The organism is Thalassotalea euphylliae (genome assembly GCF_003390395.1).
GTDB lineage: Bacteria > Pseudomonadota > Gammaproteobacteria > Enterobacterales > Alteromonadaceae > Thalassotalea_F > Thalassotalea_F euphylliae_C.
Window position 1 is genome coordinate 263,155 of the sequence record NZ_QUOV01000001.1, and the last position, 14,785, is coordinate 277,939.

Annotated in this window: 16 protein-coding genes and 1 pseudogene; 8 read left to right on the forward strand and 9 right to left on the reverse strand. The window is 44.1% G+C overall.

The features are described from left to right. Nucleotides 1–164 precede the first annotated feature (164 nt). From rpmE to alr, 6 genes are all read left to right on the forward strand, one after another. Nucleotides 165–377, forward strand: coding sequence for a 50S ribosomal protein L31 (rpmE, locus tag DXX92_RS01175; RefSeq protein ID WP_115998752.1), 213 nt, complete (start codon nt 165–167; stop codon nt 375–377). A 218-nt stretch (nt 378–595) separates the two neighbouring features. Next, nucleotides 596–1,153: an RNA polymerase sigma factor gene (locus tag DXX92_RS01180; protein WP_115998753.1), complete on the forward strand. Its 558-nt coding sequence runs from the start codon at nt 596–598 to the stop codon at nt 1,151–1,153. Nucleotides 1,154–1,155: 2 nt separating this feature from the next. Beyond that, a complete protein-coding gene (locus DXX92_RS01185) occupies nt 1,156–1,662 on the forward strand; it encodes a hypothetical protein (RefSeq protein WP_115998754.1) in 507 nt (168 codons plus the stop codon). A gap of 144 nt (nt 1,663–1,806) precedes the next feature. Next, nucleotides 1,807–2,784, forward strand: coding sequence for a DUF4097 family beta strand repeat-containing protein (locus DXX92_RS01190; RefSeq protein ID WP_115998755.1), 978 nt, complete (start codon nt 1,807–1,809; stop codon nt 2,782–2,784). A 391-nt stretch (nt 2,785–3,175) separates the two neighbouring features. Next, nucleotides 3,176–4,606, forward strand: a complete 1,431-nt coding sequence (gene dnaB, locus DXX92_RS01195) for a replicative DNA helicase (RefSeq protein ID WP_115998756.1) — start codon at nt 3,176–3,178, stop codon at nt 4,604–4,606. Between the two features lie 5 nt (nt 4,607–4,611). Then, nucleotides 4,612–5,712: an alanine racemase gene (gene alr / locus DXX92_RS01200; RefSeq protein WP_115998757.1), complete on the forward strand. Its 1,101-nt coding sequence runs from the start codon at nt 4,612–4,614 to the stop codon at nt 5,710–5,712. 9 nt (nt 5,713–5,721) lie between these two features. On the opposite strand, the gene DXX92_RS01205 is transcribed toward alr, so the two are convergent. The 4 genes and pseudogenes from DXX92_RS01205 to DXX92_RS01220 all read right to left on the reverse strand — a co-directional run bounded on the left by DXX92_RS01205 (nt 5,722) and on the right by DXX92_RS01220 (nt 7,965). Beyond that, complete coding sequence (locus DXX92_RS01205) at nt 5,722–6,141, reverse strand: secondary thiamine-phosphate synthase enzyme YjbQ (protein WP_115998758.1); 420 nt, start codon at nt 6,139–6,141, stop codon at nt 5,722–5,724. A gap of 17 nt (nt 6,142–6,158) precedes the next feature. After that, nucleotides 6,159–7,040, reverse strand: a complete 882-nt coding sequence (locus DXX92_RS01210) for a LysR substrate-binding domain-containing protein (protein WP_115998759.1) — start codon at nt 7,038–7,040, stop codon at nt 6,159–6,161. Between the two features lie 255 nt (nt 7,041–7,295). After that, nucleotides 7,296–7,714 (reverse strand): annotated as a pseudogene (locus DXX92_RS01215) (VOC family protein). Between the two features lie 62 nt (nt 7,715–7,776). Continuing rightward, nucleotides 7,777–7,965: a hypothetical protein gene (locus DXX92_RS01220; protein WP_115998760.1), complete on the reverse strand. Its 189-nt coding sequence runs from the start codon at nt 7,963–7,965 to the stop codon at nt 7,777–7,779. 379 nt (nt 7,966–8,344) lie between these two features. Between DXX92_RS01220 and soxR the strand changes: the two genes are divergently transcribed. Next, nucleotides 8,345–8,803: a redox-sensitive transcriptional activator SoxR gene (soxR, locus tag DXX92_RS01230; RefSeq protein ID WP_115998762.1), complete on the forward strand. Its 459-nt coding sequence runs from the start codon at nt 8,345–8,347 to the stop codon at nt 8,801–8,803. Between the two features lie 99 nt (nt 8,804–8,902). On the opposite strand, the gene DXX92_RS01235 is transcribed toward soxR, so the two are convergent. The 4 genes from DXX92_RS01235 to zur all read right to left on the reverse strand — a co-directional run bounded on the left by DXX92_RS01235 (nt 8,903) and on the right by zur (nt 12,933). Beyond that, a complete protein-coding gene (locus DXX92_RS01235) occupies nt 8,903–9,364 on the reverse strand; it encodes a chemotaxis protein CheX (protein ID WP_115998763.1) in 462 nt (153 codons plus the stop codon). Nucleotides 9,365–9,439: 75 nt separating this feature from the next. Further along, on the reverse strand, nt 9,440–9,964 hold the full coding sequence (locus tag DXX92_RS01240) for a DUF6702 family protein (RefSeq protein ID WP_115998764.1): 525 nt from the start codon (nt 9,962–9,964) through the stop codon (nt 9,440–9,442). Further along, nucleotides 9,945–12,311, reverse strand: coding sequence for a M1 family metallopeptidase (locus DXX92_RS01245; RefSeq protein WP_115998765.1), 2,367 nt, complete (start codon nt 12,309–12,311; stop codon nt 9,945–9,947). Before DXX92_RS01245 ends, DXX92_RS01240 begins: the two co-directional genes overlap by 20 nt. Before the next feature lie 187 nt (nt 12,312–12,498). Then, nucleotides 12,499–12,933 (reverse strand): zinc uptake transcriptional repressor Zur, encoded by a 435-nt coding sequence (zur, locus tag DXX92_RS01250; RefSeq protein WP_115998766.1) that lies wholly within the window; start codon nt 12,931–12,933, stop codon nt 12,499–12,501. Between the two features lie 177 nt (nt 12,934–13,110). Between zur and DXX92_RS01255 the strand changes: the two genes are divergently transcribed. Further along, on the forward strand, nt 13,111–13,359 hold the full coding sequence (locus DXX92_RS01255) for a DUF6482 family protein (protein ID WP_115998767.1): 249 nt from the start codon (nt 13,111–13,113) through the stop codon (nt 13,357–13,359). A 92-nt stretch (nt 13,360–13,451) separates the two neighbouring features. Here DXX92_RS01255 and DXX92_RS01260 read toward each other — a convergent pair whose 3' ends face one another. Continuing rightward, on the reverse strand, nt 13,452–14,708 hold the full coding sequence (locus DXX92_RS01260) for a hypothetical protein (RefSeq protein ID WP_115998768.1): 1,257 nt from the start codon (nt 14,706–14,708) through the stop codon (nt 13,452–13,454). Nucleotides 14,709–14,785: the final 77 nt, after the last annotated feature.

Below are 14,785 nucleotides of genomic sequence, written 5' to 3' on the forward strand. Positions count from 1 at the left end.
GTGAGCTAAAATTGTTTAAAAAATTAGCGATTTTGCGTGAATTTGGTTGCAGTTAACGCAACGATCCCCTACAATTCGCGACCGTTATTTTTAACTAACTCGTATGGTGCTTAGCGGTAATAGAACTGACTAAGTGGCGATACGGCCTAATATAGAGGTTTCCCATGAAAGAAGGTATTCACCCTAATTACGTAGAGATCAAGGCAACTTGTTCTTGCGGTAACGTTATCACTACTCGTTCAACAGTAGCAAAAGATTTACACCTAGACGTATGTTCAGAATGTCACCCATTCTACACTGGTAAGCAAAAAGCTGCTGAAACTGGTGGTCGTGTTGACAAATTCAACAAGCGTTTCGGTATGCTTGGTAAGAAGTAAGTTTTACTTACTCTTGCAAAAGAAAGCGCCTAGCATGGCGCTTTTTTTGTGCCTGAAACTTCTTATCATCACTAAATATAAAGGCTAAAAACGAATTACATCAAGCCGTTACGATATTGGATCAAAAATTAATTCCTGTCTTTTAAACCCTTTTGCGGCATACTGCATCTAACTTACTAAAACCTAAACAAACAATCGCGAATAAACGGAAGTTTTCATTGGATAGTCATCAAGTTATTGAAGCGAGTAAGCGCTTCACACAAGATGAAGAAGCAAAGCTTATCACGCTATCAAAAGGCGGCGATCAGCAGGCGTTCTATCAGCTGTATGAAATGCATCATAAAAAGGTGTATGGCTTGTGCTGGCGGATGCTGGCAGATAAAGACAGTGCCGAAGATGTCTGTCAGGAAGTGTTTGTGCAGGTCTGGCAAAAAATTGGTAACTTCCAAGGCAATAGTAAATTTAGTACTTGGTTGCACAGCGTGGCCTCTAACATCGTACTAAGCCACCTGCGTAAGCATAAAAACTGGTTGCAACGGGTGTTTAGTATTGAAGACCAAGTGGTTGAAGAAGTGGGTGAAGAAATGGCGGAAATATCAGAGTTAGATAAGCATATTATGCGTTTACCTGAGCGTGCTCGCCTAGTGTTTGTATTGTTCGCCGTTGAAGGCTATCGCCATGAGGAAATCGGTAAAATGTTAAATATGGCCGTTGGTAGCAGCAAAGCCCAGTACCACAGAGCTAAAACCTTATTAAAAGAATGGCTGGAGGAATGATAATGAGTATGTCAGACCAAGAGTTACAGCAAAAAATAGACAATCTTCCTAAAGAAATTGCCCCGCAACGGGATCTTTGGCCAGGTATAGAGAATGCATTGGCGGCGCAGCATATGACAGCACAGCGCGGGCAAAGCAATGAACAGCGTATCAAAGTTGTGCCCTTTGCATGGGCAGCCAGCCTAGTTGCAGCAGTATTACTTACTTGGGTCAATGTGATGCCGCAAGGGGCAAGCAATGCTGAACTGGGCTTAGTAGCATCACTTAATCAAGAGTTTGACCAGCAAAAACAGCTGATGTTAACCAGCTTTGGTGAGCCAGATTTAACCCAGTTATCACCTGAGATGCAGGTGGAATTGGCTAAGCTGGCGCAAGCGAGAAAAAGTATTGCTGCCGCGCTGGAAAATGATGAAAACAACACGGATTTATTGAATTTACTGCAATGGACGCAGCAACAAGAGCTGGATTTATTAAAACGTTTGTATACGCCCCAGTGGCAAACCATATAGTGGCAGACAATTTAGCGGCAAACGATTTAATAGCAAACCATATAGCAGCGGTAAAGAAATTGTTCGTAGACAGGTTAGGTCGAGTAGCCCTGCGCCTGCAAGCGTAAAGACTAGCAAAGTAGAGTAAAGAATTTAGAGGTAGTTATGAAAGGTACAACCTTATTATCATCAGCATTTTCACGCCTTGGCTTACCCGTTGGCTTAGTGCTAAGTATCGCAACTGCTTTTAACGCCTATGCAGGTGAGCGCATTGATGAAACGTTATCAGCAGATGGCCTGTCGGTGGTTAATATTGAGAATATGCGCGGCTCAGTAAAAATTATTGGTCACGATGACGACGAAGTCAGTGTCAGCGGCGAACTGGGCGAAAAAGTAGAGCGCTTTATTTTCGAAAAAAGCGGCAATATGTTGCGGGTTAAGGTGGTATATCGCTCAATGCGTCACAGCAACAATAGTAGCGGCTCTCGTTTTACCGTCAGTATGCCGAAATCGCTCAGTATGAATTTTGAGGGGGTATCGAGTGACGTTGAAGTGTCAGATCTCGACAGCCATATTGAAGTGAAAACCGTCAGTGGTGATATTGTCGCTAAAGAGTTGAAAGATAATATTGAGCTAAGTTCAGTCAGTGGTGATATCGACAGCCGCGATTTGGCTGGCAAAATTCGCTTATCTACCATTAGCGGCAAAATTGATGATCGCGATTCTTCTGGTCGCTTGCGCCTAAAAGCGGTGAGTGGTGATGTAGAAACACGCTCAACTGCACAGCAAGTATCACTCAGTGTCGTCTCTGGTGATATTGAGTTTGAACTGGGGGAAGTGGAAGAGCTAGCTATTGCCAGTGTTAGTGGAGATGCCAGCGGCTCACTGACCTTGCTTAATCACGGCGATGTAAAAGTATCTGGTGTCAGCTCGGATATCGAATTAGCCTTTGAAAATGACGTTAATGCTGATTTTAGACTGCATGCCAGTGCAGGTGGCGACATCGTAAACCGTATTACCAAAGATAAAGCAACGCGGGCAAAATACGGCCCAAGCTCTAAGCTATCATTTACTGCGGGTAATGGCACAGGCACAGTACGTGGTAATGTGGTTAGCGGTGAAATTAAGGTGAGAAGTAAGTAATTTTCAGCAAACCTTACTAGGGCGTGTTGATCTTTCAGGATTATTTTTGCTGCAGTCTGTTTGAGTTTTATACAAGGCGGCACTTGTGTAGTGTAGTCATTCTCCATAAATAAGTGCCAACACAGTAGAAAACTCAAACAGACGCTGCCCTACGGGTTCATCTAAACGCTTCCTGCTCATTGTTGCTCGATTTTTACATAGAATGACTATGCGACAAAGCGAGCGCCGCGATCAGAAAGCGTTTAGATTGAACAAAATTCAATCTCGAAAGATCAACACGCCCTAATGTTTAAAGCTGATTTTCATTAAGCCTTTTGATACATTAGCCATCTTAGAGAACTTACAAAAAGTAGCGCTCGTCGCTGCTTTTTCATATGTGCAGGTAGTAACCATGGCCGAAGCCAAAACAAGTCAATTCCCCAAAGGTGGTGCGCAGGGCTCAAAAGCTAAGCGTGATCAACAGGTTGAAGACCTGAAAATGCCGCCACACTCACTCGAGGCTGAGCAATCAGTGCTGGGTGGCTTGTTATTGGATAATGAAACTTTCGACCGTGTCGGTGAACACGTCGTTGCACAAGATTTCTATAGTCGCGGTCATCGCCTGATTTTTGAAACCATCAGTGTCTTAGTTGAACGCGGTGAGCCTGCTGATTTGGTGACGGTGACAGAAGCACTGGAAAACGATCAACAGCTTGATGATGCCGGCGGCTTTGTTTATATCGCGGAAATGATCCGCAATACGCCAAGTGCTGCCAATATCACGGCATATGCTGATATTGTGCGTGAACGTGCGGTGACGCGCGAGCTAATTAGCGTCGCTCATGAAATTTCTGAAGCTGGCTTTGATACTCAAGGCCGCGACAGTGCCGAGCTGCTGGATTTTGCTGAAACTAAAGTTTTTGCCATTGCCGAGGCACGTGCCAATAAAAACGAAGGCCCAGAGGCGCTTCACCCTATCTTAGAAAAAACCGTCGATAAAATTGAAAAGGCCAGTGGCCTTGGTAACGACGGTGTCACTGGGGTTTCAACTGGCTTTGCCGATCTGGATAAAATGACTGCGGGCCTGCAAGCTTCTGATTTAATTATTGTCGCTGCCCGTCCATCGATGGGTAAAACCACCTTCGCCATGAACTTGGCTGAGCATGCGGCTATGCATGAAGACAAGCCAGCCTTGATTTTTAGTCTTGAGATGCCGTCCGAGCAAATCATGATGAGGATGCTAGCCTCACTAGGCCGCATTGACCAAACTAAAATACGTACTGGTCAGCTAGATGATGAAGATTGGGCGCGCTTGTCCACCACCATGGGTACTATGATCGAAAGCGGTAAAATGTATATTGACGATCAAGCAGGCTTAACACCTACGGAAGTGCGCTCACGTGCTCGCCGTATAGCCCGAGATCACGGCGGCTTAAGCATGATCATGATCGATTACCTGCAATTGATGCGCGCGCCGCAGTTTGCTGATAATCGTACCTTAGAAATTGCCGAAATCTCTCGCTCACTTAAAGCCTTGGCGAAAGAGCTAGAAATTCCAGTGGTGGCGCTATCTCAGCTAAACCGTAGTTTGGAGCAACGCTCTGACAAACGCCCAGTTAACTCAGATTTGCGTGAATCAGGTTCAATTGAGCAAGATGCCGATTTGATCATGTTTATCTATCGTGATGAGGTATATCACGATGATTCTGAGTTTAAAGGCATGGCGGAAATCATTATTGGTAAGCAGCGTAATGGCCCAATCGGTCGTGTGCCACTAACCTTTAACGGTCAATGGTCACGCTTTGATAATTACGCTGGCCCACACGTACTAGAAGAAGATTAAGCTCGATGTCGGTTCGAACTGCAACGGCTGCAATTGATTTGCAGGCGCTCGCCCATAATGTCATCCAAATCAAAAAACTTGCCCCGCATTCGCAAATCTTGGCAGTGCTTAAAGCCAATGCTTATGGCCATGGCTTAGAGCGCATTGCTGAAGCACTAGCGGAGCAGGATGTTGGTGCATTCGGTGTCGCGCGTTTAGATGAAGCGCTGGCGCTTAGAGCCTGTGGTGTGGTCAAACCGATAGTCTTGATGGAAGGCTTTTTTAGTCCGCAAGAATTGCCTGTACTGGATGTGAATAACCTTCATACGGTGATTCATAACCAAGAGCAACTAGATGCATTGTTGACAGCTGATTTGCAAACACCAGTAAAAGTGTGGCTAAAAGTTGATACGGGCATGCATCGCCTTGGTGTTGAACCTGAGCAGTTTCGCGATTTTTATCAGGCGTTAAAAAAGTCGTCTAATGTGCAAGATGATATTGTGCTGATGAGTCATTTAAGCTGCGCGGATGATGTTGAAAGCAAGTATACGCCAACACAACTTAGTTTGTTTAATTCGCTAACTGATGTATTAGCGGGGCAAAAAACACTAGCAAATTCTGCCGCGATTTGTGCTTGGCCGGATACCCACTTTGATTGGGTCAGACCGGGTTTAATGCTCTACGGCGTCAGCCCTATGCAGGATAAAGTTGCAGACGAGCTTAATATTCAGCCAGTGATGACGTTAAAATCTAGCCTAATAGCTAAGCGTTTTATTAGAAAAGGCGAGTCAGTGGGTTATGGCGCAGCATGGATCGCAGAACAAGACACTCATATCGGTGTAATTGCCATTGGTTATGGTGATGGTTACCCCCGTCACGCATCCAACGGCACGCCGGTATTGCTAAATGGCCGCAGAGTGCCCTTAGTTGGCCGCGTTTCAATGGATATGATCAATGTCGACTTAGGCGGCGCAGCCGAGGGCGAATGTGCCGACAACATCGGCGATATTGCCACTTTGTGGGGCGCAGGCTTAGGCATTGAAGAAATTGCCCAATGGGCAACCACAATTCCTTACGAGCTACTGTGTAATATCACCCGTCGCGTTAATATGACGGTATCCTCCTAGCAAATAACCTTACTCACCTTGGATGGTAGCTACGAGTGTTCGGCTGCCACCGTAATCTCTATGCTCACCTAAATAAATACCTTGCCAAGTCCCCAAGTTTAATCGGCCATTAGTAATAGGGATACTAACGCTGGTGCCTAATGTACTGGCTTTAATATGCGCTGGCATATCATCCGCACCTTCATAGGTGTGTTGATAATAACGGGCATTTTCAGGCACAAAGTGATTGAAGTGCGCTTCCATATCAGAGCGTACGGTTGGATCAGCATTTTCGTTAATAGTCAGTGAAGCTGACGTGTGTTTTACAAATAAGTGTAAAAGGCCACACTGAATACCACCTAGTGCTGGTAATTTTCGTTCTACTTCGTTTGTGACTAAGTGAAAGCCACGTGCTTTCGCAGACAGAGAAAATTCAACTTGTTGCCACATAGGCTTAGCTCATTCGGTTATTGAAATGGTTGCATAAGCGTAGCGAATTTATCACGTGATGCAATCACCAGTTGTTTTACGCTGCTTAGCTCAGCAATATCTTGCTTTAAGCGAATATACAGTGACTTTGTAATTGCGGGTGCTAAAGGTATTGTTCGTATGCCTGTTTGGTATTGGTAAGCATTGACTAACCAATCGGGAAGAACGGCTACACCAATATTGCCGTGGATCATTTGTAATATAGAGTGAGAATTCGCCACCTTTCTCGTTTTGGCAGGTACAACATTGGCAGGTGTCAGCACTTGGTTAAAGATATCAAGACGGTTAATCTCCACTGGGTAGGTAAGCAGCACTTGATTGACAAAGTCTTCCGCAACTAGCTGGTCTTTTGAGGACAAAGGGTTAAGCTCACTAACTACAGCCACTTGCTCAAATTGCCCCAATTTAATTTCTATCACTTGAACATCGGTGCTGGCTTCGTCGGTAAACAAAATATCTAAATCACACTCTTGCTCGAAGACATCATCTCTTATATCCCAACTTAGGCTCGGGTAATCTTGTTGTAAGTTCCGACAAATGGGCATCAACCATTGAAAGCAAGCGTGGCATGCAAAACCCAGTGACAAGCTCTGAGCTTGCGGCCTTTCTGTTAGTGTTGCAACAAGCGCATCGATTTTTGGTAAGACTTCATCAGCCAGTGACTTAATTGATTTGCCTTGCGTGGTTAAGTCGAGTTTACGTTTATCACGTGTGACTAATTTAGTTGCCAGCTTGTATTCTAGCTCTTTGAGTTGGTGTGACAATGCCGATTGGCTTGTCGCCAACTGCTCTGCAGCTTTGGTTAAGCTGCCTTGCTGATCAATTGCGCGGATGGTGCGCAAATGCTTAAGTTCTAACATATCGCACTCCCGAAAATTGCGTATCAAAATTCACTTGGCCGATTGGCAAAGTAAATTTATTATAAACATCTGAAAGTCTAGACGTCTATAATTGTTTTTAGTTAACGTCAGTTTTATTTCGGGAAGGTATTCGAGTACCTGTTCGGTATAGATGTTATCAGTGTAGCTATACCGTTAAGCGGATAGCCACTTAGCCGCGTACTCACCTTGGTAAACTAAGCAGATGACTAGCGGCCGGGGCTCAGTAAGCTTTTGTTAGCTCAGGTTGTTATTGCGTTCGATAGGGATATCCGAGAGATATTCTATAAACTCCACCTCGTAGCCTGTCGGATCGATAAAGTACACGTTTTTGCGGTAGGGGTTTGATGCGCCAACTTTATCAACCGCAAAGCCTGCGGCGGTAAGTCGCTCGATAACTGCGTCTAGATTTTTTACCTGATAGCCGAAATGAGCGAGACCAACGAGATGACCTGTATTGTCTCTAAGCTCTCCTTCACCGTGATCACTAAACGACAAATATTGATAATCGTCGCCTAAATGCAACCAGTTTCGCGCTTTACCATACCACTCGCCGCTACCTTCGCTGCGAACACGCCAGTGAGGGAAAGCCGCTTGGTAGAACTTCAGGCTGGCGGGAATGTTTTGACGACTAAATTGACATGTTCTAACTGCATGTTAGCTCCTTATTTGGCTTAAGTTCGGCTTTAATTTGGCATAAGCCCGGTTTCAGTTTGGCTTATTTGTATTGCATTGTTTTGCTTAGCAGCTCTGCTAATGCGTGAATGAATTTACGTTGTTTGCGCGTTTGGCATTCCGTTGGCTTGTTACTCTCTGCTTTACTTTCGCTATCAGTATTTTGCACATCAATACTGTCGCTATTGGCACAATTCGCTATTGATTGACTAGCCAGTGTAATAGAGGTCATTTCGCTACTCCTTGTGATTAAGTTATGAGCATGTTAAAACCTCAAGTTAGGTTTAGGTAAAGTGTTTTTTGAAACTTTTTTGCAGAGTAACTAGGGCGTGTTGAGCTTTCAGGGTTGTTTTTGCAGCAGTCTGTTTGGGTTTTATACAAGGCGGCACTTGTGCAGTGTAGTCATTCTCCATAAATAAGTGCCAACACAGTAGAAAATTCAAACAGACGCTGCCCTGCGGGTTCATCTAAACGCTTCCTGCTCATTGTTGCTCGCTTCTTGCGTAGAACGACTATGCGACAAAGCGAGCGCCGCGATCAGAAAGCGTTTAGATTGAACAAAATTCAATCTCGAAAGATCAACACGCCCTAGATTGTGTTGAGGGACTGATATGCTAGAAGAAGCGAACTGGACGGTTGGCAGAGTTGCTAAGCGTTGTGGTGTGAAAGTGTCGACACTCCATTATTACGAGCGTCAGGGGCTTATTAGAAGTTGGCGTAACGATGGTAACCAGCGTCGATATAAGGCGGATGTACTAAGGCGCATCTCTGTTATCAAAGCGGCGCAAAAAATGGGTATCTCGTTGGCTGATATCAAAGCCGCGTTTGCCAGTTTGCCAAATAATCGCACGCCAACCAAAGAAGACTGGAACGAGCTAGCCGCTAGCTGGCAAGCACAGCTTAACGCCCGTATTCATTATTTAGAAACGCTGCGAGATTCGCTCTCAGGTTGCATAGGCTGCGGATGTTTATCATTGAATTCCTGCCCAATTTACAACCCAGAAGATGCTTTAGCCAGCGAGGGCGAAGGGGCGGTTATTTTAGAGCGTGATGCGGTTCAGAAAAAGTAATGCCAATGACTAGGCCGCAGTTTTCGTTTAGGCATAAAAAAAGCTCCTATCATCAGGAGCTTTTCGTCGTCTTAGGCGTTAGTAACGCTAAATTGATACTTAGTCAAAGCTAAATTCGATAAACGCTTTACCGTGTGCAGAGGTCAACGGAATAATAACAATTGGGCCTTCTGCTTTGTGGTTGATGGTGTGGTCTTTACCTGATACAACCATAGGTGTCGCCATATCAAACTCAAAACCTTTTTCGCTTAGCATACGCTTAGCGCCGCCAGTGACCATGTTAGTGATTTCACCGACTAAGTCAGTAATTTCTTCATTAACCACATCAGGGCCTTCACCAACCATATTTTTCATCGTCGCAATGGCTAATGATGCTTCAAACGTTATTGATAATGAGCCTTTAGCCTGGTCACTCACCATGCCAATTAAACCCGAAACGTCACCTTTAGCGACTTCGCCTTGCTTTAGCTTAGGCTTTTCCGGTGTTAGCTCCATCATTGCCATCGTAGACATTACGTTTAACATCGAAGATAAGAAAGGATTTATAAACTCTACATTCATGGAAATTACCGGGTCTTAAAGTTGGCTCAAGTGCATAATCTGGCTGCTAATTTAGCATAAATTTAACATAGGGCACTAGTTATTGTTGTTAATTGTAGCAATACGCTGTGAATTATTGAATGTCAGGCTGAATTTTGCTTTGCCACTAATAAAGTTCACCGTATTGATTTGCTTGGGATAAGTATCAACGAGTAGTTGATTTTTTACCACCAAAGGCGCAAAAAATTGATTGGCACTTGCTTCTTGATAAATGACGATTTTATCGCGAACTATTTCTAAACCAACCCAGTTTGTTTTAATTTGCGCATCGTTCATCAATAGATGAAAGTGGTTTTCAACGTATTCTTGAATGAAAGCTTCGTATTCAGGAAGCTCAGGGCTGAAGTGGATATTGCGCTGTTCGGCAATGGTGTTTTCAATGTCGTGTGCGGTTAGCTGATGAATAATCTCAAAACTGTTTGCGCTGTGATTGTGGTTAATATCAGTGATAGCGAAAAAGTATTTGTGAGCTGCAGCCGAAGCTGCAACTCCCATCATCAAAGTGGCAGTTAGCCACAAGACAATTTGACGACCAAACGATTTAGTTGGCTGTGTTGTCATTTTGCTTTTCTTCATTGCTGACTGACTTTGCGTCTACTGGTTTCAACTCTTCATTGTAGTCGCGCATCATGTCTTTTTTCTTGCGTTTGAATAAATCAAAGCGCGATTGAATTGGGCGTGCAGGCCAATAGTTGTTGTTCACATCAACATCGGCTGTTTCCCAGTTTGGATCTAGCGCAATCGCTTTAATTTCTTTGTCGCGAATTAATAGCTTCGATACTTTTTCAGGGGTTCTGCGCCAAATTTCAGCAGGAATGCGAACTTGCTCTGTGCTGTCGTCAGCATAGGTAATATCCAAGATAATGGGCATTACCAAGCCACCTTTGTTAGCGAAGTCGATAATATAGAACTTACTGTCGTTTGCTAGTAGGTCTTTTTCCCACTGCTCTAATTTGCTGTGCGTCTTATTGTACTTATTGCGCGCAGCGTTAGTTGCAGTGAACTTATCGTGTTCGTTGTAGAAGTCTAACAATTCCGGCTTGTCGTGAGTACGGCGCCAGTTGCCTTCGTTTAGCATGTCGCTGATAAAGGTTGGTTGCTCATTGTAACGAGCACGTTCCCAAGCTTCTTCAATATCTGGGTTTTGGCTGTTAGGGCGGTACAGGTAAACATTTTCAATCGCGATGTCTACATGGTCAGTGGTGTAGAACCAACCGCGCCAGAACCAGTCAAGGTCAATACCTGAGGCATCTTCCATGGTACGGAAGAAATCAGCTGGTGTTGGACGTTTGAATTTCCAACGTTGAGCGTATTCACGGAAAGCGAAATCGAATAGTTCACGACCCATAATGCTTTCGCGCAAGATATTTAGCGCAACCGCTGGCTTACCATAGGCATTGTTACCAAACTGCAAAATTGACTCTGAGTTGGTCATAATGGGTACTTGGTTGCTACTTTTCATGTAGCTGATCATGCCTGCAGCATGGCCACGGCGAGATGGGTAGTTTTCTTCCCATGCTTGCTCAGCAACAAATTGAAGGAAAGTGTTTAAGCCTTCATCCATCCATGTCCATTGACGTTCGTCAGAGTTAACAATCATCGGGAAGTAGTTGTGACCAACCTCGTGGATGATAACGCCAATCAAACCGTACTTAGTACGACGAGAATAGGTTTTCTCACCGGTTTCCTCGTTCAACGTCGGGCGTGGGCCATTAAAGGTGATCATTGGGTATTCCATACCACCCACTGGGCCATTGACTGAGATTGAGACTGGGTATGGGTAAGCAAAGGTGTACTTGTTGTACTGCTCCATGGTGTGGATGATGGCTTCCGTTGAATAGCGCTCCCACAATGGGTTACCTTCGTTCGGGTAGAACGACATTGCCATGGTGTCGGTGCCACCTTCTTTATAGCCTTGTGCATCCCAGATAAACTTGCGGCTTGATGCCCAAGCAAAGTCACGTACGTTCTCTGCTTTAAAGTGCCAAGTTTTCGTTTTGTCTGAACGTGACTTTTCATTTGCCAACGCTTCTTCAGGCGTAATAACAAGTATCGGCTTTTTCGCTGTTTCTGCCTGTTCTAGGCGCTCACGTTGTGTTTTGGTTAGTACCTGCTTAGGGTTTTGAAGTACACCGGTTGCGGCAACTACGTGATCAGCTGGTACGGTGATTCTTACATCGTAGTCACCAAACTCTAGGGTAAATTCACCATTACCCAAGAATTGCTTGTTTTGCCAACCCATCACGTCGTAGTACGCTGCTGCACGCGGGAACCATTGTGCTAGCTCGTACAAGTAGTTGTCGTCTTTTTTGAAGTATTCCCAACCTGAACGGCCACCCAAGACTTTTTGCTCGTGTAGTTGGTAGTTCCAGTCGATATTCAGCTCAACCGTTTTACCTGGCTTTAACGGCTTAGGTAAGTCAATACGCATCATAGTGCCATTGATCACATGCTTAAGCGGTTTGTTGTTGCTGTCAGCGACTTTTGTGATTTCATAACCACCATCAAAAGCATCTGTTTCAATAATGTTGCGCAGACCTTTGTAGGTCACTTTTTTCTTTGGCGCGACATTGGCTAGCTTGTAGTCGGCACCGCGTTTCATGCGGTTTTGATCAAGCTGAATCCAAATATAACGCAACGTGTCTGGCGAGTTGTTGGTGTAGTCTAAGGTTTCAGAACCCATTAACCGTTGGGTCGCATCATCTAGGGTAATATTGATTTCGTAATCAACTTCTTGTTGCCAGTATTGATGACCTGGAGCACCTGACGCTGTGCGGTAGGTATTAGGTGTTGGCAACAGCTCGTCTAATTGACGGAACTTATCGTCGAATGGCGCGCCTTTAGCAATGGCAGCACCGGAAAATACAACGGTTAAACACACAATGGTGCTTTGCACTAATTGTTTCATAGAACTTCCAGCGTTTGTTGTGAATATGGATTTACAAGAATTTTGAACGCGGGAGGTTATATCACAGAAACATTCATTTACGAATAGCAATATTTAGTAATTGCGGCTATTCGCACAAGAATTAGGATGAACGGCTAATTGTTATAGTGTAACGATAAAATGTGTGGGGCTTATTAAATCGTTGTGATTAATGACAGCGTTGGCAACGGCCATGTGCTTCAACAATTTGATGGCTAATATCAAAACCGCTGGCGTCTGCCATTGCACGTAATGCGAGATCTAGGTTATTTGACTGAATTTCTTCAACGTGGCCACACTCATCACAAATAAGCAGCTGAACTGGGTGGTTACAATCACTGATGTGGTGACACATAACAAAGGCATTAATCGATTCGATTTTATGGACAAATCCTTGCTTACTTAGGAAGTCCAACGCACGGTAAATCGTGGCTGGCTTGGCGCTTTGAGCGGTTTTTTGTAATTGCGCTAATAAGTCATAGGCACCGACGGCACCGTCGTGCTGTGCCAATAGTTTCAGTACTTCCGCACGTGCACGCGTTAAACGAGCACCGCGTTTTTCACATACTTGTTGTGCTTGGGAGATTAAATCTTCTAAATTCATAATGTTAGTGAAACTGTTGGCATTGTTGGTTAGCGTTGTTGCTTGTTGGCCAGTCTACCATAGGGATTAAGTCTTGAAAATTCTATTCAAGTAATATCATGGGCGCATTGGGCTTTTTATTACTAAATGGCGTAATGACTTAATCAAAACCTATCAAAACCTAGTGAGGAAACTGAGATGGATTTACTGATCAAGTCGCTTGAAGGTAATACGTATCTTGCGGAGCAGCGAGATGGCAGTAGTAGTCACCTAGTATTGGATAAACAAAACAGGCCGCTGCGTTTTCAAAGTATCACCAGTGTTCGAGAACACTTTAGCGATCACAGCTTTGAACAAGTATGGCTGGAGCACCAGAGTGCTTACGACGAGATGTGTGGCATGCAAGCACCAGCTGAACCTTTGCTTATGCCGCTGCGCTGGAAATAGTTTTTGGCTGTAACAAGAAAGGCTGCTATTAGTGCAGCCTTTTGTTTTGTCGGTGGCGACTCTTGCGAGTGAAAAAACAACGTTACTTAAAGCTAGATGCGGCTTTCAAACGTTCTGGTTTTGTTCTTTCCATCGTTTTGTGAAAACTGCGTGATACCGCGTTTGCCTTTAACCGAGTGTAGATTGTTAATGTATTTCTTCCATTGACGCTGGCTGAGGTAACCTATATGGATATCTGGCTCTTGTCTTACCCCGGTAATAATTGGGCCGTCAACTATGGTGGCAATAATGTAATCTTGGAAATTCTTGCAGTACATATTTTTCACGGCTCTTGTGCCATGCTCTTCAAAGCTAGTTTCCAAGCCAATTTCAAACTCGTCGTCGCACTTTGCCCAAAAAATTCGTTCAAGACGCTCAAGTGTTCTATCAAACTGGTAGACGTTTGGCATTTTTAGGGTTTTTTCATAGAAGACTAAGGTGTTATCTGAGTTCAGGAACCAAAGATCATATCGGCCTTCATCACATTTCATTTCATACTTGGTAATGGCTTTGAGATCTAAACCCGGCATCACCGAAAAGTTCATATTGTAGTTGGTTAAGCCAAAGTTACTGTTAGTAGAGGTTTCAGGAAAGAAGTGATCAACCAAGGCTTCTTTTCGCGGTGCCAGCGTTTTGGTGATCGGAAAACTATAGTCGGGCATTTGGCTAATTTTACAGTTTTCAATAAGCGATAATAACTCGTTCTTTTTTGCCCCTAAGGGCACATTGTCTATCGTAAAATCACCATCTGAACTCGGTACCAAAGTAAGTTTCTTTTTCAGCGAGTTTTTTTCACGAGCGATCAAGTAGTCATCAAAGTATTCAAAATTCTGGGCACTCGCATCTTCTTTAGCTACTCGATAAACCTCAAGTGGAAAGCCATAACTTTTAGCTAGCTGTAAATCACGCTTATAGCTTTGATAATCTGGATAGTCGTAAGACTGCGCTTCAAGGTGTTGCTGATACGCTAGGTAATCATCGAACCCAGCTTGCTTAGCATTAACCATAATGGCTTGGTACTTGGTTAACTCAAGATCATGCGTGGTTGCTCGTTGCAAATCTTGCTGGTAGCTTTGATAGTTATCATAACCATATTGGTTTGCTAGCTTGAGCTTGTTGTCAAAGTCGTTGTAGTAATAAAGTGGCACATAGCCTAGAAGGCCAACAATAAGATAGGTAAGTGCTCGAGAACGACTTGAGATACCAATTGCGCTGTTTATCTTGTTGGTCAGTGGCGCATAGCTATTTATTAGAAAATAAATAGTCAGTACGGCTAATATCGCCGCAATAGTAACTACAGTAATACTCATTTGTTCAACCCTGTATGATGTCCATTACTAATACAGATCCATGTTGCTAGCTAGTTAGCTTGTCTATATCAATTGTT

Bases quoted from the DNA above. Each gene is read 5' to 3' on its own strand.
- alr (WP_115998757.1), top strand. From the start codon at position 4,612: ATGTCGGTTCGAACTGCAACGGCTGCAATTGATTTGCAGGCGCTCGCC.
- DXX92_RS01190 (WP_115998755.1), top strand. From the start codon at position 1,807: ATGAAAGGTACAACCTTATTATCATCAGCATTTTCACGCCTTGGCTTA.
- DXX92_RS01210 (WP_115998759.1), bottom strand. From the start codon at position 7,040: ATGTTAGAACTTAAGCATTTGCGCACCATCCGCGCAATTGATCAGCAA.
- dnaB (WP_115998756.1), top strand. From the start codon at position 3,176: ATGGCCGAAGCCAAAACAAGTCAATTCCCCAAAGGTGGTGCGCAGGGC.
- DXX92_RS01245 (WP_115998765.1), bottom strand. From the start codon at position 12,311: ATGAAACAATTAGTGCAAAGCACCATTGTGTGTTTAACCGTTGTATTT.
- soxR (WP_115998762.1), top strand. From the start codon at position 8,345: ATGCTAGAAGAAGCGAACTGGACGGTTGGCAGAGTTGCTAAGCGTTGT.
- DXX92_RS01185 (WP_115998754.1), top strand. From the start codon at position 1,156: ATGAGTATGTCAGACCAAGAGTTACAGCAAAAAATAGACAATCTTCCT.
- DXX92_RS01260 (WP_115998768.1), bottom strand. From the start codon at position 14,708: ATGAGTATTACTGTAGTTACTATTGCGGCGATATTAGCCGTACTGACT.
- zur (WP_115998766.1), bottom strand. From the start codon at position 12,933: ATGAATTTAGAAGATTTAATCTCCCAAGCACAACAAGTATGTGAAAAA.
- rpmE (WP_115998752.1), top strand. From the start codon at position 165: ATGAAAGAAGGTATTCACCCTAATTACGTAGAGATCAAGGCAACTTGT.
- DXX92_RS01255 (WP_115998767.1), top strand. From the start codon at position 13,111: ATGGATTTACTGATCAAGTCGCTTGAAGGTAATACGTATCTTGCGGAG.
- DXX92_RS01220 (WP_115998760.1), bottom strand. From the start codon at position 7,965: ATGACCTCTATTACACTGGCTAGTCAATCAATAGCGAATTGTGCCAAT.
- DXX92_RS01205 (WP_115998758.1), bottom strand. From the start codon at position 6,141: ATGTGGCAACAAGTTGAATTTTCTCTGTCTGCGAAAGCACGTGGCTTT.
- DXX92_RS01240 (WP_115998764.1), bottom strand. From the start codon at position 9,964: ATGACAACACAGCCAACTAAATCGTTTGGTCGTCAAATTGTCTTGTGG.
- DXX92_RS01235 (WP_115998763.1), bottom strand. From the start codon at position 9,364: ATGAATGTAGAGTTTATAAATCCTTTCTTATCTTCGATGTTAAACGTA.